At 42.1% G+C, this 23,955-nt stretch carries 13 protein-coding genes and 6 pseudogenes; all 19 read right to left on the bottom strand.

Going from position 1 to position 23,955, the window contains the following annotated elements:
* Nucleotides 1-769 (bottom strand): carboxylating nicotinate-nucleotide diphosphorylase (gene nadC, locus F6K63_RS04760; RefSeq protein WP_287311033.1); only part of this gene is annotated, 769 nt, incomplete at its 3' end.
* A gap of 136 nt (nucleotides 770-905) precedes the next feature.
* Nucleotides 906-1,709, bottom strand: coding sequence for an SDR family NAD(P)-dependent oxidoreductase (locus F6K63_RS04765; protein WP_071106655.1), 804 nt, complete (start codon nucleotides 1,707-1,709; stop codon nucleotides 906-908).
* 255 nt (nucleotides 1,710-1,964) lie between these two features.
* Nucleotides 1,965-2,708, bottom strand: a complete 744-nt coding sequence (locus F6K63_RS04770) for an isochorismatase family protein (protein WP_008190782.1) — start codon at nucleotides 2,706-2,708, stop codon at nucleotides 1,965-1,967.
* Between the two features lie 56 nt (nucleotides 2,709-2,764).
* Nucleotides 2,765-3,070: pseudogene (locus F6K63_RS04775) on the bottom strand (XisI protein); the annotation flags it as partial.
* Between the two features lie 41 nt (nucleotides 3,071-3,111).
* A pseudogene (locus F6K63_RS04780) lies at nucleotides 3,112-3,285 on the bottom strand (element excision factor XisH family protein); the annotation flags it as partial.
* 21 nt (nucleotides 3,286-3,306) lie between these two features.
* Nucleotides 3,307-3,420 (bottom strand): annotated as a pseudogene (locus F6K63_RS04785) (element excision factor XisI family protein); the annotation flags it as partial.
* 4 nt (nucleotides 3,421-3,424) lie between these two features.
* On the bottom strand, nucleotides 3,425-4,351 hold the full coding sequence (locus F6K63_RS04790; RefSeq protein ID WP_287311035.1) for a glycoside hydrolase family protein: 927 nt from the start codon (nucleotides 4,349-4,351) through the stop codon (nucleotides 3,425-3,427).
* 52 nt (nucleotides 4,352-4,403) lie between these two features.
* Nucleotides 4,404-4,931, bottom strand: a complete 528-nt coding sequence (locus tag F6K63_RS04795; RefSeq protein WP_287311037.1) for an HD domain-containing protein — start codon at nucleotides 4,929-4,931, stop codon at nucleotides 4,404-4,406.
* A 102-nt stretch (nucleotides 4,932-5,033) separates the two neighbouring features.
* Entirely contained in the window at nucleotides 5,034-6,140 is a 1,107-nt protein-coding gene (locus F6K63_RS04800; RefSeq protein ID WP_287311039.1) for a TauD/TfdA family dioxygenase, read from the bottom strand.
* Between the two features lie 41 nt (nucleotides 6,141-6,181).
* Nucleotides 6,182-6,922, bottom strand: a complete 741-nt coding sequence (locus tag F6K63_RS04805) for a sulfotransferase-like domain-containing protein (RefSeq protein WP_287311041.1) — start codon at nucleotides 6,920-6,922, stop codon at nucleotides 6,182-6,184.
* A 103-nt stretch (nucleotides 6,923-7,025) separates the two neighbouring features.
* Nucleotides 7,026-11,255, bottom strand: coding sequence for an SDR family oxidoreductase (locus F6K63_RS37615; RefSeq protein WP_502708281.1), 4,230 nt, complete (start codon nucleotides 11,253-11,255; stop codon nucleotides 7,026-7,028).
* Nucleotides 11,256-11,480: 225 nt separating this feature from the next.
* A pseudogene (locus tag F6K63_RS37620) lies at nucleotides 11,481-12,812 on the bottom strand (type I polyketide synthase); the annotation flags it as partial.
* A gap of 69 nt (nucleotides 12,813-12,881) precedes the next feature.
* Nucleotides 12,882-14,663, bottom strand: a pseudogene (locus F6K63_RS37625) (AMP-binding protein); the annotation flags it as partial.
* Nucleotides 14,664-14,888: 225 nt separating this feature from the next.
* Nucleotides 14,889-16,580, bottom strand: a pseudogene (locus F6K63_RS04815) (vitamin B12 dependent-methionine synthase activation domain-containing protein); the annotation flags it as partial.
* Between the two features lie 231 nt (nucleotides 16,581-16,811).
* Nucleotides 16,812-18,206: a flavocytochrome c gene (locus F6K63_RS04820; protein WP_287311044.1), complete on the bottom strand. Its 1,395-nt coding sequence runs from the start codon at nucleotides 18,204-18,206 to the stop codon at nucleotides 16,812-16,814.
* A gap of 336 nt (nucleotides 18,207-18,542) precedes the next feature.
* Nucleotides 18,543-20,231, bottom strand: coding sequence for a methyltransferase domain-containing protein (locus F6K63_RS04825; protein WP_287294003.1), 1,689 nt, complete (start codon nucleotides 20,229-20,231; stop codon nucleotides 18,543-18,545).
* A 591-nt stretch (nucleotides 20,232-20,822) separates the two neighbouring features.
* The gene (gene ybiA / locus F6K63_RS04830; RefSeq protein ID WP_008190762.1) at nucleotides 20,823-21,263 is read right to left on the bottom strand and encodes a riboflavin biosynthesis intermediates N-glycosidase; all 441 of its coding nucleotides are present in this window, start codon (nucleotides 21,261-21,263) and stop codon (nucleotides 20,823-20,825) included.
* A gap of 18 nt (nucleotides 21,264-21,281) precedes the next feature.
* Complete coding sequence (locus F6K63_RS04835; RefSeq protein ID WP_287311046.1) at nucleotides 21,282-22,118, bottom strand: SAM-dependent methyltransferase; 837 nt, start codon at nucleotides 22,116-22,118, stop codon at nucleotides 21,282-21,284.
* The gene (gene nadB / locus F6K63_RS04840) at nucleotides 22,115-23,839 is read right to left on the bottom strand and encodes an L-aspartate oxidase (protein WP_008190757.1); all 1,725 of its coding nucleotides are present in this window, start codon (nucleotides 23,837-23,839) and stop codon (nucleotides 22,115-22,117) included. The genes F6K63_RS04835 and nadB overlap by 4 nt, the downstream gene beginning before the upstream one ends.
* Nucleotides 23,840-23,955 lie beyond the last annotated feature (116 nt).

Raw genomic sequence — 23,955 nt, forward strand, 5'->3', positions numbered from 1 at the left:
CTGCACGAATCGTCTTTAAGGTAACATTACCCGATGCCTCAATTTTAATGTTGTTGTTGCGTACGCGAATTAGCTTAACTGCTACCTCCATCTGCTCAACTGGCATATTATCCAACATGATAATATCGGCATTGTGGGCGATCGCCTCTTCTACTTCTGCGAGGTTTGTTGTCTCTACTTCTATGGTCATAGGATAGGGAATAGTCTTACGAATTCGAGCGATCGCTTCCCCAATTCCCCCAGCGGCTTGAATATGATTATCCTTAATCATCACCGCATCATCCAACCCCATGCGATGGTTAATGGCTCCTCCCACTTGAGTTGCATATTTTTGCAATAGTCTTAAACCTGGAGTTGTTTTGCGAGTATCCACCAACTGGGCGGGCAAATCAGCAATTTTTTCCGCATACTGACGGGTTAGGGTAGCAATGCCACTCAGACTCATAGTTAGATTTAAAGCTACCCTCTCTCCCATCAACAAAGCATCAAATGGTCCGTGAAAACGAGCAATGGCTTGGCTTGGCTGACAACTTTCTCCCTCTGCTACTAGGGGGATGAAGCTGACCTTTTCATTTAATAAATAGAACACCCGCGCTGCAATTGGCAGTCCCGCAATTGTACCTGCTTGCTTAGCGATCCATTGTCCGTTTCCAGAACTAACTTCTTGAGCGAACAAACCTTGGGTGGTGCGATCGCCTCTACCAATATCTTCTTTGAGCCATTGATGCAGTAGAGAGTCTAACACTATTGGGGGAGGTAATATTGCCATAACTCTTAACCAATTTAATTTCCTATGCAGCAATTATACTAATATTTATACTTCCTATATCCGGGAGTATTTCCTATCTTATTGCAAAAAAAAAATAAGGAAATACTCCTCATTTAAGAGTTTAGCAAAAAAGCAGTTAAGTTAATGAAGATGGCACTCCCATTTGTCGTTGCCATTTTTCTTGAATTTTATCGTAATTGCTGTAATAGTCGTCTGGCTCGAATCCTGGCATGGGTTCATAGACATCTATTTCCTGCCACAGAGGCTGCAAGGACTCCATAGATTCTAGAGATTGCTGGACGATTTTTTCTGGCTTGAGCCAATATTTTTTCTCTTCAGCTGTTGCATTGGGTCGCAATTTGTTTTCATTACCTGTGTCTGTAGTACTCACATTGATAAACCGTCCCCTGATTAGTCCTTGCCAGTCTTCTGACTGAGCTAGGTCTTGGATGTAGCTCCGTAAGGTATCTTTGGCGTAAGTATAAGAGCGCCAGAAAGGGATCTTATATTTATCCGTAACAGAACCGAAACCACAAAGAGCAAGGGTCGTCTGGCGATTGCATTGATGCTCTTGGTTAACTTTTTCGACAAGTGGCTGGGCTAGGTTGACAAAGGTATGGTAGTTTGATGAAAATATTTCATCATCAATTCCCTTTTCATCCCAGTCTGCCTCGGTGGTTTCTGTCTCGATTTCATATTTGAATTTGCCTACGCCATGGATAAGGATGACATCAGAAACTTCGGAAAGGTCGAGATTAGTGATGGCTTGCTCTGCGGCTTGGCTATCGAGAAGATCGAATTGGCAATGCAGGGCATCCGTTTCCATAGGCGATCTAGAAATGGCTACGCAAGTGGTATTTTCTTGCTGTATAAAGTGTTTAACAAAACTATTACCCAGAGCGCCGCTTGCACCTGTGACGATTGTTAGTCGAGATTTCATGATTTTTATTAAAAAGGTAAATTTTACTTGATTTTGAAATTGGGATTGGGCGTTGCTTAATAATGGAATGATTTTAAGAGTGAGGTTTAATGGGCTTTTGCTATGTAATAGGCTTTTGCTATGTAATGGGCATCTTGCTGTGTAATGGGCATCTGGCGTGGAACTGGCATCTTGCCAGTTTCAATATATTTTCAGGCGGGCAGGATGCCCACCCCACTCATATTAATTCCTTGATTCAGCAATGCCTGGAATTGGTCACATCAAAATTGTAGAAGCAATGAACGCTCCACGCTCTGCCATGGTGTATAAACCAACATGATGAGCGATTTCCTGGGGATGGATTGCCGTCTTTGGCAAACCCTGCTGGGCTGCCATCTCTGCGGAGAGGTCGAAGGTGGAACAACCTTCGGTATAGACGGCAATATCTTTTAACGTTGGTACCATATCATGATTGCGTGCTGATAGCATCGTAACCACGAAGTCCATTACACAAATATCTGTGCAGATGCCCACAACTACTAAGGCTTCTAGCTTGTGCTGGTTTATCCAGCGAATTAAACTATTGTTGCCACTATCTACATCAATGGAACCAATAAAACCATTGATGCAGTCTTTTTTAATTAAGGTGGTGTGGGGATGAGTTTCTAGCCATTCCAGTTCAGGAACCAGCTTTTCTTCCCCAGACCCTTTCTCGCAATGAGGAGGATAGGGAGGTTCTGGTTTGCCTGGTTCGTGGGTATCTAGGAAAGCTAAGACTGGCCAACCTTTGGCTGTGAAAGCTTTGGCTAGGCGATCGCTTTCTGATACCATGGTGGCTATTTGTTGATTTGGTTCTGTTGGAGCCAAAGGACCAAAACCAACAGTGCAAAAGCCATTGACCACATCCACAACGATCAAACCCGTGGCGCGATCGCCAATAGTATAGGGCTGAGGGTCAATGGGTAAGGCGGCTTCAATTGCTGCTAAGGTTGCATCGGGAGTGCTTAAAGCAGTTACCATCAAAACCTCCTGGTTATTCTTGGTATGGACAATTTAAAAAGCTCAGTTATTATTTCTTATCCTACTGCGAAGTCAGTAAATTTCCTGAGGTAAGGGGCATGATAGGCCAGAACAATATCTTGGTGAGGGATACCGCGTTCAACTAAGACGTTAGCAATCCCAACTTCTGTACCATCATTTTGAATACAAATCTTATTATCTTTAAGGTCAATGTGGATTGTGGAACCATAAATACGGCGATGATTACTCCATCCGGCATGGACAAGCTGGTAGCGGTCTCTTTCGGTATCAAAGATTAATTCCACTTCTACTTCACCATAAGCGGGTTTGTGGCTACTATATTCGGTTATAATTTCTTTGACGAGTTGCCGATATTACTCTAGGTTTGCCATTGAACAATTTCCTACTTAGTTGGCTCGAATACAATCAATTTCAGTTGATACTCTTGGGTAATCATTTGAACGAAGCGACGGGCAAAGAAGGTCTCGTGAATTTCAAGAGGAATAGCTAAATACAAGAGTCTCTCTGGATCTTCGGCTTTGAGGGCAAAGCGATAGTTAAGGAATTGTACCAAAACCGTATGGAATTCAGGGTGACTTTAGGCAACTGCAAACCCTGTGTGCTTCCTCACTCCGGGTGATTTAAAGCCTAGAACAATAAGCTCTTTGGGAATCCCTGCTTCTAGGAGTTCCCCAGCGATGCCATCCTCTGTCCCATTAATAGCAAAATTTTAGTTCAGCGATCGCAATACCTTGTTCCCCTGCTACTGAATAGAGTAAGTACAGCTTTTCTCCCTCGGTGTAGATAGCTGGGTCGTGCAGTTCTCGCACCGGTTCTTCTGCAATACCAACCTCCGAAGAAACAATAGGCAAAGCAACTCCTTCATAATCCATTTCTGGTTCCATAACTGTCACTGGTTCTGAAAGAATCCACTTGTCCCAATCCTTGGTTAAATCCACGTAGCTCATTAAAATACGTTCGGGAGCATCACCATATCTGGAGTAGAATAGGAGCAACCAGTCACCTTTTACCAATACAGCACCGTGTCGTAGGTTAGGTATAAAATCTTGTCCTGGCTCAAAAGCACTAACACCTTCTTTTGACCGCAGTAAAATTCCAGCTATGGGACGATTATTCATCACTGTACCATACCAGTTGTTGGCAATAGCATAGTGGAATTCATTGTGCTGGAAAACTCGAAAATAGTATGGTCCAAGTATCTCTGGCAAAGCAGTAAAATGCAGACCATCTTCAGATTTTGCCAGCATTGTCACCTGATCGTACTTATCTCTCCCTTGATAATCGCCATGAAAGTACATCCGTATTTCTTTGGCTTCATTGTCAACATGGACATCTGGAGAAGCAATATGATCCAAGCAAGCTGTTTCGTCCAAGTGTAGGGTTCCCTGATCATAGATCTTCCACTCTCCTTCTAGAGAGTCGGCATAGGCAAGACGAATATATTTACCCAAGTGATGAGCAAAATAAAGATAATAGCGTCCTAGGGGATTTTCAATCCAGTCAGGAACGCGAATCAGGGATGGACCATTAATATTAGTACCAAGATCGCCTGTATTACCTGGCATTCCCTGCTTAATAATTGGATTTATTGGCAAACGTACAGCTTTAATTGGAAATTTCATCTATCTTAAAATGGGTTTTCCAGGAACATTAAATTGTCAGCTGTTGTGCATCCTAAAGTCTGGGTTCACGACTAAAAATCGATTCGAGTATCGGTCGGAAATAGGACAGAGGCATTGTGTCATAATTTGGGTCAAAAGACAGTTGATCCCAGTCATCGCAAAAAATAATTGTTTGTTCAAAAGCGGGATGCCCTTTGAATTTATCACGCTCATTGCGATCTAGACCCATAAAGTCGCGAAAGTAATAACCTTGAAAAATCTCATGATTTTCTATCATCCAGGCATTTTCCGGGGACACATAAGGTCGTAAAATCGCTGCAGCCACTTGACCATGATTATAGGGCGCAAGGTTATCGCCAATATCGTGTAGCAGGGCACAAACAACCATTTCTTCATCAGCACCACTCCGCAATGCCCGAGTGGCTGTTTGTAAGGAATGTTCGAGCCGGTCTACTTGAGCTCCCATTCTACCACCCCGCAGGTCTAGCAAGGCTTTAACAATCTGATCTGTCACACCATTGACAAGTTCTTCAAGACATTGACTGCTAAAATCCCACTGATCTTTAGTAAGAAGATCCATTCTCGTGTAACCTGTGATTTCCATTATGGTTCTCCTATATTTTGGATGTATTGATCTACAGTTGTTAAGTTACGACAATTTACTTCAGGAAGCAAAACACATTTATTTTTGTAGATATAAATGTTTGAATTGTCTAAAATTTTGTCTTGCTTTAAAGTACTCCCAATCTAAGAATCCTCCTTCAAGATGTCTAGAGCCATAATTAGCATCATAGGCTTTTCTTCCATGCAATATTCTGAAGTTCTGTACCATCAAACAATCTCTTGGTTTTAGGCGAAATTCATATTGATAATCAGGGCTTTTTAAATACTTAAAAAAAGTTTTATAAGCTTCATAAAAAGATTCTAATTTGTCGAATATTAAATTTGGCTTGAAGTTTTTGTGACTGAAGTAAACTTCACTGACTTCACCTTTTTGATTGAGTTTTAATATGGGAGTTTTATTAGATAAATAATATTGACGCAATGAATCAAATTGTTTAAAATGCACTGGGGTTTCAGCTAAGATATTAAAGTATTCAGGATGGTTTTGGCGAAAATCTCTAGCTACACGATAGCCATCTATAACTATTGACTCGCCACCAGAAGCATTGTTTTCTTCACAATAAAGAAACATTACTACTCGCCCTACATTGAGGTAAGTTAAATCCACATGAGGTGACAAAGGATGACCCACAGATGAAAAAGCTAAATCTACCGCTTCAGTACCCTTGATTGGCTTTACTGCTATTAATCTTCCATAGTAAGTTTCATGAATAGGACCAATCGAGCCAAGAAAAGACTCTAATTCTTCTGTGTCTTTGATGTTTTCTAGTATTGTAAAACCCAATTGAAAAAGTTTATTCATCCACACATGAGAATTACAATTTTGAATATCTTGTCTTACCGTTCGCTCTTTTTGTAACTGAGCGTTGTTCCATAAAATAATCTCTTTTGAAGATTCTACTGGATTTTTCAGCTCATTAGCATGAGCCATTAACCAATCAATGGAAAATTCACTTTTGTGAATAGGTTGTTCTTTCCAAGTAATAGTTAATTTCTCGTTATTTTCCACTATAGATAAAGGTTCTGGGGGAGATTGAGCTTCACTAATGTCATAGATTTTCTGAAATGAATTAGAATCGCGACATTCTGGACATAGGCAGTTATCCCGCAACCACATGTAGTCAAAGCGTTTACCATTAATTGTGACAAAATTTTTGTTTACCATGGGTTTAATTGATAATATGTTGATTAACTTTACCATCAAATTTAATCGATAATAAGCTTATGTTCGTAAAGCTTTTCGTAATAAGGCAAACAAAATTTATAAGCATTTTGTAAGTGCTCATTATCTTCCACTGCCACATAATTATCTTTCTTTTGTTCCTTGAAGCCACTACTAGACATTGCGTTATCGATCCAAGTTCCCCCGTCCCAATTAGTAAGTTCGGGACGGGATTTCGGTTCCCATTCTAGGGCTTCTCTAATGAACGGTATACCAACAGCATCGCAGTAAGCTTTAACTGTTGCTTCGGGCTTTTGCACCAAATCGTCCGAATCAATTACCACTGGAGTTTTACCGTTGAATTCCTTAGCCATTTCAAAGAGTTTGTAGAGTTCAGCATAACCAGTTTCCTCTAAAGTAAAATCAGGCCACTTGTCGTAAAATGATGGCAGCATTTTAGCGGGATGACGCACCAGAAAAGTATTTTCAAATATAGACAAAAATTCTCGATCGGCTACGTGGAACATATAATAAGCCATATCCTTGATAAAAACCGCCTGGGAATCTGCCTGTTGTTTTAGCCTTTGCCAGCTTGTTTGGTAATTATATTCAGGATTGAGTTCTATATCTGGATAACGATTAGTATCGCGACGCTCTGGGGAGTTGTAGTAAGATAAGCCAAAAGGTTCGTGAACAATAAGAAAATCTCCTCTTTGGAGCATCATTGTTTCAAAGGCGGTGGAGGTTGAGCGAAGGGTTGCCCATAAAGCTAATATTTTTTTCATGGTTTTTCTATTTGTTGGTAATTTTATAAAACACAAGGGAACAGGGAACAGGGAGTAGGGAGCAGGGAGCTTCGGAAAAGGAAAAGAAATTGGGCTCTTCCATTCATAGGGGGTGATGCACCGCCCGTGGGTAGCTTTCCAGACAAGTCCTAAGGGTTTGGGCTAGAACTCCAACATTTGGTTCTCGCATCATCGTGAAATGGTTACCTGGAATCTTGTGAATTGTCACAGGTTGAGCAGAAATCTCACCCCACCCCCAAGTTGGGTCTTCCAGTATTGTTGTTTCACCGAGGGTAGCTTCAAAGACTTCTGTTTCCATAGCTCGGAAGAAAGTAATTGAAGTTGGGTAACTCTCCTGTGGAATATAGTCAACATCAGCTTGAATACTAGCTTTGTAAACTTTAAAAATGCGTTTTAGTTCACCTTGGCTTAAATTCAAACCAGCTATGGTCAATCTTTCCAGAAGGTAATCTAACTTGCGGTCTTCTCCAATAGATTGAAGTGTTTCAGGATCAACTTTGACCGCTTCTCCCAAAGAACCTTGATAGAAACTGCTTAGATCGTCGATCAGTTTGCTATTGTCCCACTCAGCAAAATCTTGATATTTTTGCAGATTTGTCCCTAAACCATCCATAATGGCAAGTAAAGCCACCTCCTGTCCCTGATTTTTTAACTGTTGAGCCATCTCAAAAACCACCTTTCCTCCTGCTGAATGACCGCCCAGAAAGTATGGCCCTTCAGGCTGAACGGCTTGTAAGGCTTGGATGTGATGGGCTGCTATGTCTTCCATCCGGGTTAATGGCTTTTCCCTCTCATCTAAACCAAGGGCTCGCAAGCCGTATAAAGGTTGCTCTGAATCTAGGTGTTGTGCCAAGGGATAGATATCGAAAACATTTCCCAAGACTCCGGGGACAAAGAACAGAGGAGGTTTAGAGCCATTTGGCTGAATCGATACTAAGGTAGAGTGGTAAGAGTCATCCTCAACTATACCTTGTTTGATGGAGCCATTGCTTAAACTTTTTGAGTCCTCCAAGTGAGCAACTTCTCTCACCAAATAACTAGTCAACGCTTCTGGTGTGGGATAGTCAAAGAGTAAAGTAGAAGGCACAGACAAACCCAGACTCAATTGAAGAGCATTTCTCAACTCAATAGACATCAAAGAATCTAATCCTAAGTCTATGAGTTTTTGCTCTAATGTTATTCGCTCAGGAGAAATTCCCAGTACCCTAGCTACCTGCGCCCGGACGTGAGTAACCAATAATCCCTGACGCTCTCCCACAGGAGCTGTCTCCAATTGCTTGCGGAAGGTAACTGGTGTAGATGATACTTGATTTTGGGAATTATTTTGTTGTTTTACAGATTTAAGCTTGACCCATCGATCGATACGAGTTTGTAAATCTCCACTGGAAACAAGAATTTGATTGAGTTCTTGAGTGGATAAAACCCTTTCAAAGGCTTGGATACCCTCTTCTGGAGTTATGGCAAATTCAGCCAGCCCTGCTGCAATCTCATAATTTTGATCTTGTTTCTCGAATTCCCAAGTCTCCCAGTTCACACTCAGCCAAGGAACGGAATTACTTCGGTTCTGCTGGTGAACGAAAACATCCATAAACAGATTGGCTGCCGAGTAAGCAACGTCCCCCAAACCTCCCAGTACTGATGCTATGGAGGACATTAAGATGCAAAAGTCAAGGTTTTTGTTGTGCAAAACCTTTGATAAAACTATGGTTCCCTGTACTTTTCCTTGAAAGTGCTGCCAAATATCAGTTTTAGTTATCTCCTTGATGGAACACAATGCCTTGTCTCCAGTAAACATAACACTGTGGATGACTCCATTGATGTTACCAAACCGAGCCTCTGCTTGTGCGATCGCTTCTTCCATTTGTTGTCCATCGGCTACATCAGCACTGAGTACCATCACCTCCGCTCCCATAGCCTCCATAGCCTGCAATTTCTGAATTTTGCGACTAATCCGATCCTCTGCATTGTGAGTAGCTAGCCATTGAGACCAATCATCCCTGGCAGGAAACTGCGAACGCCCTATTAGGATTAGTTTGGCCCGTACAGTTTTTGCCAAGTGTAACCCTAGGGACATACCAATCGCCCCTAGTCCACCGATAATCAGATAAACCCCTTCTTCTGTCAGAGGTAATGTCCCTGCTTCCGGTTTTTCTAATCCCATGGGTTCAAACTTTTGCACCCAGCGATGTTTACCCCGGTAAGCGATGGTTAAATCTTCCGACTGTGCTTTAATTTCCCCCAGTAGTTGGGTAACAAGTTTTTCCTGGTTTTGCTTTTGGGATGGCGGAAGAACAAGATCGATACTGCGACAGTTTATATTTGGATATTCTTGTCCAATAACTTTACAGGCTGCCAGCAATGTTGCTTTCTCTGGAGATAATACTTCCTCTCCGCTCACTTCCTGCAGGTTGTTTGATACAATTGTAAGTTGGAGTGGATCAATAAAATTCAGTTTTTCAAGGGCTTGGACAAGAAATATCAGGCTGTATAAACCCAAATCCTGAGATGCTTCAAAAGATTCTATTCCTAATTCTGTGTGGTTATTTGGGGTGACACTCCACAGATGAATAATGCTACTGGGGTTTTTATTCAGTTGTTTCAGTTCTTGGAGTAGGGTATGGTAGTCATCAGCTTGGGTCGGATTAATGGTGTAGACGCGATCGCTTTGCTTAGCAAACTCCGAACCGTGACTCACCCTTACAACGTCACTCCCCTGTATTGCCAGTTTTTCTGCGAGTTTTTCTCCGAGTCCGCACTCATCGATAAATACTAGAGTGTCAGACTCAAGCAGCTTTTCACCTGGTTGATAAGCGGGGGTAATAGACCGTTTCCAAGATGGAATATAAAACCAGTCAGCAATATCCGGCTTTTTACCTATATCTTTTGGTGCGATCGCTTTTAGCCCTGGCGCTACCGCGCCAATCGCTCCTGGGGATGTTGAAGGGGCAGTTATTCCCATTAAACTATCCTCTGGACTCACCCAATAACGTTGCCTTTGAAAAGGATAAGTCGGTAAGGGAATGCGGTGACGAGCAAAGTCTTGGTCAAAACCGAGCCAATTGACTGGCACACCATGCAAATATAGTTCTGCCAAACTGGTTAATATTTGTTGCCAATCTTCTTGTCCAGGACGCAGACTAGGTAACCATAACCCTTGATGTTCTGGGAGACACTGACGACCCATTCCTAATAAAATTGGTTTGGCTCCAATCTCTACCAATACATCTATCCCTTGCTGTGCAATGGTTGACATACTAGCCATAAATTGCACAGGCTGCCGGAGATGATCGCACCAATATTTGCTAGTGGTTATTTCTTCTGTGGCTAGTTCTCCGGTAACATTACTGATTAGTTTTAACTGTGGTAGATTAAACCGCACCTGTGCCACCACCTGCTCAAATTCTCCCAATATCGGTTCCATCAAAGGAGAGTGGAAAGCATGGGAAACAGTTAATTTCTTGGTTTTGACTCCCTTTGCGGCAAGATTGCGCTCAATGGTGTTAATCGCGGCTCTTTCTCCCGAAATTACCACACTCTGGGGTCCATTAATCGCAGCAACAGACACATCCCGGCCATAGGGTTTAATTGCTTCTGCTGCTTCTGCAACTGAAGCTAACAACGCTAGCATTTCTCCGTCTTGGGGTAAGGATTGCATCAACCTACCCCGTTGGGCAATTAGTTTCAGTCCGTCTTCTAGGCTAAAAACCCCAGCAACACAAGCCGCCACATACTCCCCAATGCTATGACCCATTACTACATCCGGTTCGATACCCCAGGATTTCCACAACCCGGCCAGGGCATATTCAATGGCAAAGATGGCAGGTTGGGTATAGCTTGTTTGGTGAATGGGTGAGTCAGGTTCTGTTCCCTGTTCCCTGTTATCTAAATCCGGGTAGAGAACTTCTAACAAGGGAATATCTAAGTAGGAACGGAGGATGCGATCGCATTCGTCTAAAGTTTTGCGGAAAGTGGGCTGAGTTTCGTAGAGTTGACGACCCATACCAATATACTGAGAACCTTGTCCGGTAAACACAAAGGCAATCTGCTTGGTAGAGTCTGCTTTGAGGGAGTGAATTGTTGGGGGTTCGGAACTATCGTTGATATCAACAGGCTTTCCAAACCTTTGCAACTGCTCGAGAAGGTCTTGAGTGGAGCCAGCAATAACAGCCAAACGATGGTTAAAATGCTGACGTCCACCATTGGCAGTAAAACAGATATCACCAATCTCTGCCTTTGGATCGGACTCCAGATAAGTTATATAATTCTGTACCGACTCTGCCACAGCCTGCTCTGTTTGCCCTGATAGAGTCAAAATATGCAGAGAACGTTCACTTTTGACTTTTGCATCACCCCCGTCGATCCCCCTCCCGTCCCCCTTAGCAAGGGGGACGCCATGGGATGCTTCGCTTATGCCCCCCTTATTAAGGCCATGGGATGCTTCGTTTATGTCCCCCTTATTAAGGGGGAAGCCATGGGATGCTTCGCTTATGCCCCCCTTATTAAGGGGGGTTAGGGGGGATCCACTTTCAACTTGTTTCGGGGCTTCCTCTAGAACAACATGGACATTGGTTCCGCCCATACCGAAAGAACTGACTCCAGCACGAAGAGGCGTGACCTTTGGTTCCCATGGGGTGAGGGCTGTATTAACGTAAAAGGGACTATTGGGGAAATCTATGTTGGGATTGGGTTCTTTAAAGTGCAAGCTTGGCGGGATGGCTTTATTGTGGAGTGCCAGCACTGTTTTAATTAGACCTGCTATCCCTGCTGTGACATCGAGATGCCCGATATTAGTTTTAACCGATCCAATCGCGCAAAAATTATTGTCTTGGCTGTTCGTACTTTGTCGAAACGCTTTTGTCAGTGCTGCAATCTCAATTGGATCTCCCAGGGGTGTCCCAGTTCCATGGGTTTCCACATAACTCACCGTCCTAGGATCTATGTTAGCCATAGCCAGTGCTTCGGAAATGGCTGCTATCTGTCCTTCTATACTAGGAGCTGTGTAGCTAACTTTAACCGCCCCATCATTATTAATTGCTGACCCTTTGATGGTGGCATATACATGGTCTCCATCAGCGATCGCTTCCTCTAATCGCTTCAATACAACTATGCCAACTCCACTACCAAATAAAGTTCCTTGACCTTCAGCATCAAAAGCACGACAGTGACCATCGGGAGACAACATCATGCCTTCTTGGTATAAATAACCAGTCTTTTGAGGAACGAAGATCGAAACCCCCCCAGCTAGTGCTAAGTCAGATTCACCACTGCGTAAACTCTGACAAGCTAAGTGAACCGCAACTAGTGAGGTGGAACAGGCAGTTTGAACATTAAGACTAGGCCCTTTTAGGTTCAATTTGTAGGAGACCCGCATGGGTAAGTAATCTCCCCCATTGCCTAGGTCGGTATGGACATCTTTAGTGCCCCTAAATAGACAATGGGTAAGCAAAGGACTTGTCCGAGAAGATCCTAAGCTATGAGATATATTGTTAATTAGATAGGTGCTGGGACTCGAACCCCCATAAACTCCCACCGCACCTGGATAATTTCCAGGATTATAGCCAGCATTTTCCAGTGCTTCCCAAGCACATTCCAGGAAAAGCCGATGTTGGGGGTCCATTAGTTCAGCTTCTTTATCGCTGTAGCCGAAGAACTCAGCATCAAATAGGTCAATATCTGGCAAGATAGGACTGGCTTTAACATAATTGGGGTGTTCGATCCAGTTTGGATCTTCTAGCTCAATTTCGCGATCGCTAAAGAAAGAAATTGATTCTACCCCATCTCGTAAATTGTTCCAGAAAGCATCGGTATTGTTTGCCCCAGGAAACCGACAAGACATACCAACTATGGCGATATCAGACCCATGCCCGATGGATTTCTTTCTTTTATGGTACTGTTTAGCGGCTGTTTTTCCTCCCTTATCTTGCTCCAAGTGTTGAGCTAGAGTAGCGATGGTTGGGTGTTCAAACAGTGTTGTTACAGGTAGATGAATTGCAAAGATTTTGCTCAGGTTTTTGTGAACCCGGATCAGCAGTAAAGAATTACCACCTAAATCAAAGAAATTATCATTAATTCCTACTTCTTCTAACTGAAGTACTTCTTGCCAAATCTGAGCAATACGTTTCTCTGTATCCGATTGGGATTTGACTAAAGGTACTGCCAATTCTGGGCGAGAATGGTCTAGACTTGGTAGTTGGCGACGATCCAACTTACCCATCGGTGTCATGGGAATTTTATCAATTACCACAAACACCGATGGAATCATATGAGGAGGTAAATGGTCTTGTAAATGATGACGTAATCTTAATTTTAGCTCCCTAATCTCCTGGGCTTCAGTGATTTGTTTCTGAGGGACGAAATAGGCGATCAGTTTCTTTTCTGCTTCTTCTTTTCCTTGAATAATAACTACACAGCTTTTTATTTCCGGATGTTCTAATAAGGTGTTTTCAATCCCAGCTAAAGATACATTATATCCCCGCAGATTGACCATATAATTACAACGACCCCTAATTTCTAGTTTGCCGTTGGGTAAAATAGCTGCTAAATCTCCTGTTCTAAAAAAGCGATTGCCGTTCAGGTCAACAAGCTTTTCAGCAGTCAATTCTGGTTTATTAAAATATGCTTGAAATAGGCAGGGACTCTTAATATACATCTCCCCTTCTTTCCCTGGAGTAACTTGCTGCCCATTCTCATCCAATAAAATTATTTCATCGTCTTCAAAAGGAATCCCAACAGCACAGAATCCTGATGGTAAATCTTCGCTTTCTCGCAGGTTATCAATAGTAACTGTAAAACATTCATTTATCCCATAAAAATTGAATAAGCGAGCAGATGGTAGTCTATCTATCAATTGATATTTTAGTTTTTGTGTTAGTGCTTCTCCGGTTACCCAAACAACTTCCAAACCTGATAATTTGGCAGTAATAGTTTCGATTTCAACTGTATTAAATATACTTTGTATTAAGGAAGGAGATATGGTGAGTTCCTTGATTTTATTTTGAAATATTAAATCTAAAAATTGCTCATGATCGTAAATTATTTCATCATGAACAATATATAGAGTTGCACCTTTAATCCAAGGTCTATATATTTCCCATGGAAATAATAAATAGGTTATGGGATATCCTGATTTACTGGAACTTACTTGCTCTCGCCTTAATTCCCCAGTAATAATCGCTTTATGGGTTAATATTATGCCTTTTGGTTCTCCTGTACTTCCCGATGAGTAGATTATATTAGCGATATTTTCAGTAGCTATTGATGGTAGTTTTAAATCTAATGTGGGGGGTGATTTCCAATTATTTTCCCTATCTATAAGTAAATTTTTGATACCAATTTTACTGCTTATTTTTTTTGTATATGTACTTTTGGTAATAATTAAACTAGGTTTAGCATCTGCTAGCATTTTGGCAAGTAAAGCATCAGGATATTTTAATTCTAGGGGCATAAATATTCCCCCAGCTTTCATAATAGCTAGAGAAGCAATAATAAAGTCTTGAGATTTTTCCAGTAAAACTCCAACGGGTTGATTTAAGGTAACCCCTTGTTTTTGAAGGTAACCCGCTAAGTTATCTGTCAACTGGTCTAGTTTTTGATAGGTAATTGAATTTGCCCCATCTACGATGGCAATTTTATCTGGTGTTTTTTTTGCTTGTAATTTAAATAGTTTAGGTAAGCTGATCAAATTTTGTTTTGCATAAATTAAGTCTTTGTAAATTATCATTTCTGATGTTATAGCGGTTTTCACTTTAATTCAATACAATATGATTGGGATGGGCATCACTGCCAGTCAAAATTTTATCACATTAAATCAAATAAATTTGTATTCCATTCAACTGAAAACCGCTATATATTATTATCGAAAATTCATCTAACAACTTTCCGTCTCTAGGCGAGACAAAAAAAGGTTGTAATTAACCTACCATCATAGGCTTATTTATCTAATTAACTAAGTATTAAAGTATTTTGCTACAGGATGATGAGCAACAAACGCCGTGGTAGACTGTTCCGGTAGTAGATGCTCGCTTTCATTCATATACACATCGATGCGAGAGGTATCGAGTAAATCCATTTGTTTGAATTGATCTGCCATATTAGGACAAGCAGGATAACCGAAACTATAACGAGAGCCTCGATAGCGTTGGCGCATTATATCGGTTATATTATCGGGTTCTTCCGCCCCAAATCCTAACTCCTTACGGATTCTAGCGTGCAGCCAGTCCGCTATAGCGTCTGCCATCTGCATCGCCACACCATGGTAATAGTGGTAGTCAAGATAACTATCGGCTTCAAATAGCTTCTGTGCATGGGTGGTTCCTATTTCACCTGCTGTTACAATTTGCATGGGGAAGACATCAATTTGACCTGATTCTTTAGTGGCATAGAAATCCGCAATACAAAGACGTTTTCCTCCCCGTTGACGGGGGAATTCAAAGGTTGTTAGTAGTTTATTGTGATCTTGTGGATCGTAGACATACACTGTATTCCCTTCGGCGTTACAGGGGAAATAGCCATAAATTGCTGCCGGATGTATTAGGTCATCGGCAATAACTTTCTCTTTCCATTCTTCTAAAATTCCATAAGCTTTTGTGGATAAAAACTCATTATAATCTTCTTGTGATTGATCTTTTAGCTTACGGAATCGCCACCGTCCGACGTATAAAAGCTGTACATCTACATAAGGGTAAATGTCTTCAATTGATATGTCTCCATCTTTTAATACTTGAGTTCCCCAAAAAGGAGGAGTAGGGCGTTCTACATCTAAAGTTACTACATGGGAACGCTTAGTATCAATTACCACAGATTTTTTTGCCGATGATTCTTTTGCCAAAGATTCTTCAGTATAAACAAATGAGTCATTCATATAAAGTTTATATTGATTTGCTTCCGCAAATGGCATTTGCCCCATCTCTTCTAAGGTTAGTGGGGGGGGAGGTGAAGTTTCTTCATCTAAAAATCCTTTCAGGTCGTCCCAATTATCTTCAGCTTTTGCTGCCATTAGTTTATCCATAAAATGCCAATCAACAAAAGCATTTTTACCATATACAACTTGACCTTTATAGGTATTTTTGCAATCCTTTTCCACAAACTTAGGAGTTAATGCAGCGCCACCTAAGATAACAGGAACGGTAATGCCTTTTTCATTAAAAATTTCTAAATTCTCTTTCATAACTGCCATAGTCTTGATCAACAAGCCACTCATGGCAATGCAGTCTGGTTGATGTTCTTCGTAGGCTTTGAGAATGTTATCGATTGGTTGGTTAATGCCTAAATTAATTACTTTGTAACCATTGCTAGAAAGGATAATATCAACTAGATTTTTCCCAAGATCGTGAAGGTCACCTTCTACCGTCGCAATCAGACATTTACCCTGAATAATATCCTCAGCTTCTTCCTTATCCATATGGGTTTCTAAATACGCTAGCGCCGTTTTTTTAGTCTCCGCCGATTTTATAACGGACGGTAACGGAATTTCTCTTGAACCATATAATTCGCCGACAGTCCTCATAGCCTGTAAGAGGCAAGTGTTAATAATCTGTCGGGGGGAATAGTCTTTTAAAGCTTGATCTAAAGCTTCCTCTAAACCAATCGATTCGCTATCAATAATATGTTGCTTGAGACGTTCTAAAACGATTTTGTTCATTGTTAGTTGTGGGAGATCGACACCCATTGATAAAATACCTAAAGTTTTTATGGCTAAATCAATAGTGATTTGGTTGATACCCTTCAGTATACAAAGCTAGCCATGTTGCAATTTCCCTATTGTATGTACCTCGGGATATTCCACCATGTGAGTCAACAACACAAATTACAAATTATTATTTAGCAAACAGAATATATATAAAGTTTTCCATAACTTACTAGAGTAAGTCTAGGAAATTGATGTAAATTTTTGTAAAGCAGCATTTTTACCGGCGATTCTACCAAACACCAGGCATTCAGTTAAAGAAGAACCCCCTAGGCGAGAGGCACCATGAATACCGCCTGTCACTTCTCCTGCAGCATACAAGCCTTTTATGGGCTGGCCATTATTATCAATAACTTGAGCTTTATCGTTGATGGTAACGCCTCCCATAGTGTAATGTACCTTAGGCCACAATCGCATAGCATAATATGGAGCATGGAGAGGTTTTGCCTCTAATGGAATAGGCTTTTGCCAACTCTCATCTTTTTTATTCTCGACATACTTGTTGTAGCGATCGATAGTTTCTTTTAAAGTTTGATAAGGCAGAGAATATGCTGCAGCAAGTTCCTCCAAGTATTCAAACCTTTTCACAATATTCCTGCTTAAGTACCGATCCATACTGTGACCAGAAATGTTCATACCTTCCAAATCAGCAATACCAATGCTGGGTTGACCAACGTCTAAAATTGAATCTGCTCTAATTTTTCTGTCCGCTAATTCATTAAAAAACCGCTTTCCTGTTAAGGGATGAACCACTATCCCATAGGGAAAAACTGTATAAAAAAATTCGGTAGCAATTTTATCACGTTTCTCGTCAGGAGAACTCCAAGATGATAACTGAATATATTCTAAATGCACAGAACTAGCACCAATCTTGATCGCCTCTAGCATTCCTTCTGCTGTAGTATCCAAACGATTAGTATTACCTACGGTGCTGGTTAGACGAGCATCATGAAGGATTCGGAAAGCAACATCTCCGCCAAAACCACCAGTAGCTAAAACGACACCGGTATTTGCATAGACTGCTCTGGCTTGGTTTTCCTTTTTGTCATAAACTTCAATCTCTCGAACATCCTTTCCGAACTTTGTGAGGCAAATATTGGTTTTGATATCAATGCCCAACTCCTTTACCTTTGAAAGAAGAGGTTTCACAATTGCTGTTCCAGAAAAATTGTGTAGCAGATGGATACGAGGAACAGAATGGCCGCCAAAGATTATGGGCTTATCTCTAAATTTGACAGCTAAATATTCAGTAAGCCACTCTAGTACAGAATTAGACTGTTGAGCAACTATCTTAGCCAGAGATGCATCATTCATATTCAAGCCAGCTCTCAACATATCCTCATACATGAGTTCCCAAGAATCTAGAATACCGTATTGTTTCTGAAAATCAGTCCCCGCAAGCGCCACCCCTCCATCACTCATGATGGAATTTCCGCCACAGCTGCTGCGTTTTTCCAGAACAACTACCGATGCACCAGCATTTTTGGCTTCAACCGCAGCCGCTAGTCCAGCAACTCCACTACCAACAACTACCACGTCTGCCTCTGTATCCCAATTAGAGAAAGTAGACTTATCCATCACTTCACTGCTATTGTTAATCTGCTGTTATAGCAGTCGCCAGGGCAGTTAGGACATAACAAAAGTCTCAAAGCTAAGTAAGCGCAATAGTTTTACTTCTGACTTCTGACTTCTGACTTCTGACTTCTGACTTCTGCTATAACCTCTCCCTTTAAGAATCATTTTACCATAGGCAGGACAGATAAATATGAAAGCGCCTAAACGGCTCGGTTTAAGTCCCTGCTTAAAATACAGGGGTTTTCACCATCGTTTCTCGGTAATTTTATATGGATTAGCTATTTTTTGAGCAGCTGTTTTTTTTTCGATATGATAGCCTTGAACTAATTTATAATCAATTTATGTAATTGTGCCGAAACAAAATTCTTTTAAACAAATTCCTTCGCCAACTTTTTGGTCGTCTATTTCTAGAATAGCGGGTCTGTATTCCAAGCATAGCTTACTTTCCATAGTCGATGGTTGATTTCGCAGGATACTCGACCAATTGGCAAAAGCATTATTGTCGAATTTCAAGTGATATATTTTGTCTTGAATGCGGCCATGGGCACTTGTTTTGCGATGGTAAGAATCTTCTCCGTTTAACAATATTTCTTTTTCTGTTTGGGAGGTGTTGAGTAGCTTGAAATAATTGTATTTTTCTTCGCCAAATGTGGCTTCAGCACTCCAAATGATTCCGTAATCAGGGAAAAAGGCATGAACAAAGTGGTAGCCCCAAAACTTGGGGTAATCTCCATCATAAATTTTGCAATAACCTATAGCTTTTTGAGTGCGATCGCCTGTGTTCACAGTGCACAGGAGTTTTGGTTGGTGAATGACGGCGCGATGATTTTTTTCAGCGGGAACCGCCCAAGTGAATTCGGCGGCAACTTGGAATTGAATTTCTATATTAGCTTCTGGCAAACAAATGGTTCCGGTTCCATCGTTGTTTTTGATAGAGATGTGTTGATCTGAGCGTTGGTGTTCGGAGGTATTGATAAGTTCCAGGGAGTAGCCCTTGGTGTCGCTCCACCAGGCTGAATAATGCTCGATTGTTCCTGTTTTGAAATATCTTAGAGCAAGTAGAGAACCATCTTCGAGAAAGAAATGGTATTGTTCACTATAGACAGAGGTTACAGAGCAGAAATATGTATCAGGTACTTGGTGAATTTTTGGAACACAAGGTTTTTTTGCAAGGATGGAGGAGCCACCAATCTTCCCGCTTTGAAACAAGTCGCTAATGGTTTGATAAAATTGACGACGGTGTTCATAAACGTTTTCACCGAATAGTTTGATTGATTCTTCTTTTGATTGGAGGAATTTTTGATAGCGTTCTTTTACCCAACCTTTCCATCCTGTTGTTAAATCGATGAAACAAATGTCAGCAAATCCTACACGCTCGAGGTGATTGCGGTAGGTTTCGCGGGTTGGTAAATAAGAGGATTGAACTACTTCTTCTAGAGTGGTTTTAACGTCTGGTGTCAGAGGGCCATTAGCCACGTAGTCTTCGATATAGATCAGGCCGTTGTCCTTCAAAGAGCGAAAACAAATTTCCAGTATTTTATCGCGGTTTTCAATGTGTAAAAATGATAAAAAAGAAATGATGCTGTCAAATGAGCTTGGTAACAGGGCGTCAATGACTTGGGGACTTAGAATATTGCCTGTGAGGTATTGGATGCGTTTGTCAAGTCCCACTCGTTGGGTGAGTTCTTGGGCAATTTCGTTAAAATTATTTCTTAATTCCACACATTGGATGTGACATCCCGTTTTATAACTAATGTATCGAGCAGGCCCACCAACACCGCTGCCAATGTCCAAAACTCGCGAGTTGGGGGATAGTGCCAAACGGTTGATAGCGCGATCGCAAGCTTTGGTGCCAAAGTAGTGGTATTGGTCTAGGTGATCCAATTCTAGCAAATCTTCAATTTGCAAAGGACCTGTGGCTTTTCCTTTTTGTTTCAGTGCTTGGCGAATACTATGGATGCGCCAATCGTAAATCAAAGCTTCATCTTTTGAGAGAGGATATTCTTTTTCTGGTTGTGATAGTGTCATGGTTATTCCAAGGTAATTTCGTGTTTAAAAAGTCAACAATCCTGGTTATGTGGGAAGGATTTCGGATCAAGCATTTCGGATGGAGTACAGAAAAATGGCTCTAGGGAACCTAGTATGCAGAAAAACGCGCTTATTGCCCAGTAAGTATGAGCCCACTAAGTATGATTGGGCAGGTTATTTCTGAAAAATCCTTATCTGAACAACTAAAACTCCCGCCCAATCAAGATTAGATTAATTATTTACTGACAGTTTTACATCCCCAATCCGGTAGAGCCAGAAAACCCTTACAAGCTCCAACTTTAATTAACAGTTCTACCTTTTTCCGGACTGGTTTAGGTACTTTGGGTATGTACCAGTTTTTCGGGCTCTTTTTTAGGTGTTACTGAATCTTTGAATGAATAGGAGTAGAGTGGGCATCCTGCCCGCCCGAAAATATATTGAAACTGGATTGAAACTGGCAAGATGCCAGTTCCACCAAGATGCCCATTCTACAAAATGCTTAAAATCATTCCATTATTAAGCAATGCCCCAAATTCAGTAAGAATAACTGCCTTCATTAACTCTGTCATGGTTGTTCGGAATTCCTCCTGCTCAAGATTCCCTTAAGATAGCTCGGATTTCCATTAAAATTTCTCCCAGGCGATTCTTACCGCTCCTATCTTTACCACAACCCCAATAATAATCCTGGGGAGCATCTTCCACAATTAGTTCGTCCCCTGTCCCCAGCAGAATTTCGCGGATATCAGCATGGGTTTGAAACTTACAGAGTAAGCCTCGCCCCATAACATCCTCTTTGATTTCTTCCCAATCCCTGCGCAGAGGACGAGTACGCTCTCGTCCCATGCTCGCAGCTTCTGCGGGAGTCTTGCAAGAGCGAATTTCTTCTACATGGGACGTACCAGCAAATTTCTGGGCTTGGAAATAATGCTCTGAGGTGGGCCACCAGAGTCCGTCCAGTTCAAACCCATGGGGGGAAAAGTTGGAGAAACAACCATAGGGCTTTTCGCTAATGTCGTAAAAGTAAATGGTCACAGCTTGACTCCCAAAATTTTACCCCAGGCGAAAATGCCAAATGCCCCACTGCATGTACCCTTTTTCGTAATACTCGATCCAGGGTTCAATGCTTTTCAAGGTTTTATCGGCAAATTCGGTGGAAGTAATTCTGACTACCTCCTGATAGCGTACGCGCACTTCTTCCCCAAATCGTCGATAATGGGTAGGCACATGTTCAGAAAGGTCAATAAAGTGCAATTCCTCAAAACCCAATTCCTGGGCTGTCTGACTATAAAAGCGATAGGAACCCATATCCTTGATACCCAGACGGTCAAAGGCTGGTTGCAGTAGCCCTGGTGGACAAGTCTCCCTTTGCATGGGGTCAGTAAAAATCAACTCTCCCCCTGGCTGCAAAACCCTCTTAATTTCTTCAAAGACCTGAGTGCGATCGCTACTGTGTAAAATGGCATCCTGGGACCAGACAATATTAAAGGAATTGTCTGGATAGGGAATATCCTCAAAACTCCCCTGAGTTACCTCAACTAAGTGGGCTAAATTCTGCTCTTGGTTCAGTTGGCGGTTGCGTTGATTTTGCCGCTCGCTTAAATTGAGACAGCAGACAGAACAACCGTAGGTTTTGGCCAGATACCGCGCCGCCCCTCCATAACCAGCACCTAGATCGATGACTCGTGAATCGGGAGCTAGATTTTCCAGAGTTTGGGCAATTGTTTCCACCGTGCGCTTGGAGGCATCATGGATCGGTTCATCCGAACTCTTGTATATCCCATAAGTGATATGCTCACCACCCCAGAAAGTAGCATACAATCGGTCTGTTTCTGCACCATCATAATAGGTTTGCGCTGTTTTCACCGCTTCTGAATAAGTGGTATTCATACCGCTATCTCCTTGGGTTCTAACCTTAGAGAAAGTTGTGGAGATTTCCACCAGCGCTCGCCCTGTAATAAGGTGTGAACTTGCCAACTGGGTGAGGTTTGGGGATAATCCCTGCGGTAATGTCCGCCCCGACTTTCTGTGCGCAATGCTGCACTTTTGAGAATTAAATGGGCAATATCCAGGAGATTGAAGGTTTCTGCAGCCGTTCGCAATTGCTGCTCGGCTAATGGTGACTCAAATTTAACTGTTTGGTTGGGCTGTAAATCGAGCAAGTATTGACTCACCTCTAAGCCAGCCAATTCAGAGCGCCAGGAATTAACTTCAGCAAGGGCTGACTCCAAAACTTCCTGGGAGCGACAAATTCCTGCACTTTGCCACATCAGGGAGGGTAAACTTTGCCTTACTGATGCTATCTTCTCGATGTCCCTTGCCCAGTCACCTTTCTCTTTTATAAAGGGTAGGGATTCCTGCAGAACTGGATTAGGAGCTGTTTGAATTTCAGCTAATTGGGCGGCAAAAACCAAACATTCCAATAAGGAATTACTCGCTAAGCGATTGGCACCATGAACCCCCGTACTAGCTGTTTCACCAATGGCATATAGCCCCGGAATCGAGGTGCAACTGCTCAGATCGCAAGCCACTCCTCCCATCCAGTAATGGGCAGCAGGTGCAACGGGAATGGGTTGTTTGAAGATATCAATGCCCCAATGTTGACATACGTTAATAATATTGGGGAAACGATAGCGAATTTGCTCTGGCTCAATGGGTTGCAAGTCTAAATAAACATTCCCGTGGCTAGGATCGGCGGAGGTTTTTTCTAAGTGACTAAAAATTGCCCGACTTACCACATCTCTAGGAGCCAATTCCCCTGAAGGGTGGTAATTAAAAGCAAAGCGATCGCCTTTGTGATCTACTAAATGTGCCCCCTCTCCCCGGACAGCTTCTGTAATCAAAAATCGAGGTGCCCCTGGTTTGGTTAAAGCTGTGGGATGAAATTGGAAAAACTCCAAATCTCTAACAATTGCCCCAGCCCGCCAAGCCAGTGCTACTCCATCTCCTGTACTTACGGCTGGGTTAGTGGTCTGGGCAAACACTTGACCGCCACCACCTGTTGCTAGGATTACCGCAGAGGCTCTTAGCCAAGATATCTGACCTTGATGGAGGAGGCTAATCCCCTGACAATGACCAGTTGCTGGATTGAGCCATAAACTCAAAGCCACTGCGTGAGATAGCACCTGAATATTTGGACGCTCTAAAACTTTACCAGTCAGCGTATCCACAATTGCTCGACCGGTGGTGTCTGCGGAATGGAGGACGCGGGGACGAGAGTGGGCTGCCTCTAGGGTCATGGCTAGCTTTTTGCCTTTGCGGTCAAAGGCTACTCCCATCTTCACTAGAGAGTCAATGGCAGCAGAGGCATTTTCCACCAGATACGTTACCGCCTCGCGATCGCAAAGACCAACACCCGCTCGCTGGGTATCCTCTAGGTGAAGCTCTGGGGAATCAGATGGGTCAATAGCAGCAGCAATTCCTCCCTGAGCCCAGTTGCTAGAGCCTGTTTTCAGGGTGTCTTTGGTAATCAAACCTACCTGCAAATGAGCAGGTAGACAAAGGGCTGCATAAAGCCCAGCTGCACCACTGCCGACCACTATGATGTCAAATTGGGAGGGAGTATTGGCAGATCTGGAAGACTCGTCAGGGGATGATTTAAAATCTTGCACGATAGATCATATGTCACTAATTTTTGATTAATCCCTAAGCAGTTATTCGTTTTCACAAGACAAATTGCTTAATAAGTTATAAGCTCTAACTTATAACTTATACTTTTGTCAAGTAA

This window comes from Moorena sp. SIO1G6 (assembly GCF_010672795.1).
GTDB lineage: Bacteria > Cyanobacteriota > Cyanobacteriia > Cyanobacteriales > Coleofasciculaceae > Moorena > Moorena producens.

Bases quoted from the DNA above. Each gene is read 5' to 3' on its own strand.
- F6K63_RS04835 (WP_287311046.1), bottom strand. From the start codon at position 22,118: ATGAATACCACTTATTCAGAAGCGGTGAAAACAGCGCAAACCTATTAT.
- F6K63_RS04800 (WP_287311039.1), bottom strand. From the start codon at position 6,140: ATGGTAAACAAAAATTTTGTCACAATTAATGGTAAACGCTTTGACTAC.
- F6K63_RS04795 (WP_287311037.1), bottom strand. From the start codon at position 4,931: ATGGATCTTCTTACTAAAGATCAGTGGGATTTTAGCAGTCAATGTCTT.
- F6K63_RS04765 (WP_071106655.1), bottom strand. From the start codon at position 1,709: ATGAAATCTCGACTAACAATCGTCACAGGTGCAAGCGGCGCTCTGGGT.
- F6K63_RS04770 (WP_008190782.1), bottom strand. From the start codon at position 2,708: ATGGTAACTGCTTTAAGCACTCCCGATGCAACCTTAGCAGCAATTGAA.
- F6K63_RS04825 (WP_287294003.1), bottom strand. From the start codon at position 20,231: ATGACACTATCACAACCAGAAAAAGAATATCCTCTCTCAAAAGATGAA.
- F6K63_RS04790 (WP_287311035.1), bottom strand. From the start codon at position 4,351: ATGAAATTTCCAATTAAAGCTGTACGTTTGCCAATAAATCCAATTATT.
- F6K63_RS04805 (WP_287311041.1), bottom strand. From the start codon at position 6,922: ATGAAAAAAATATTAGCTTTATGGGCAACCCTTCGCTCAACCTCCACC.
- F6K63_RS04820 (WP_287311044.1), bottom strand. From the start codon at position 18,206: ATGGATAAGTCTACTTTCTCTAATTGGGATACAGAGGCAGACGTGGTA.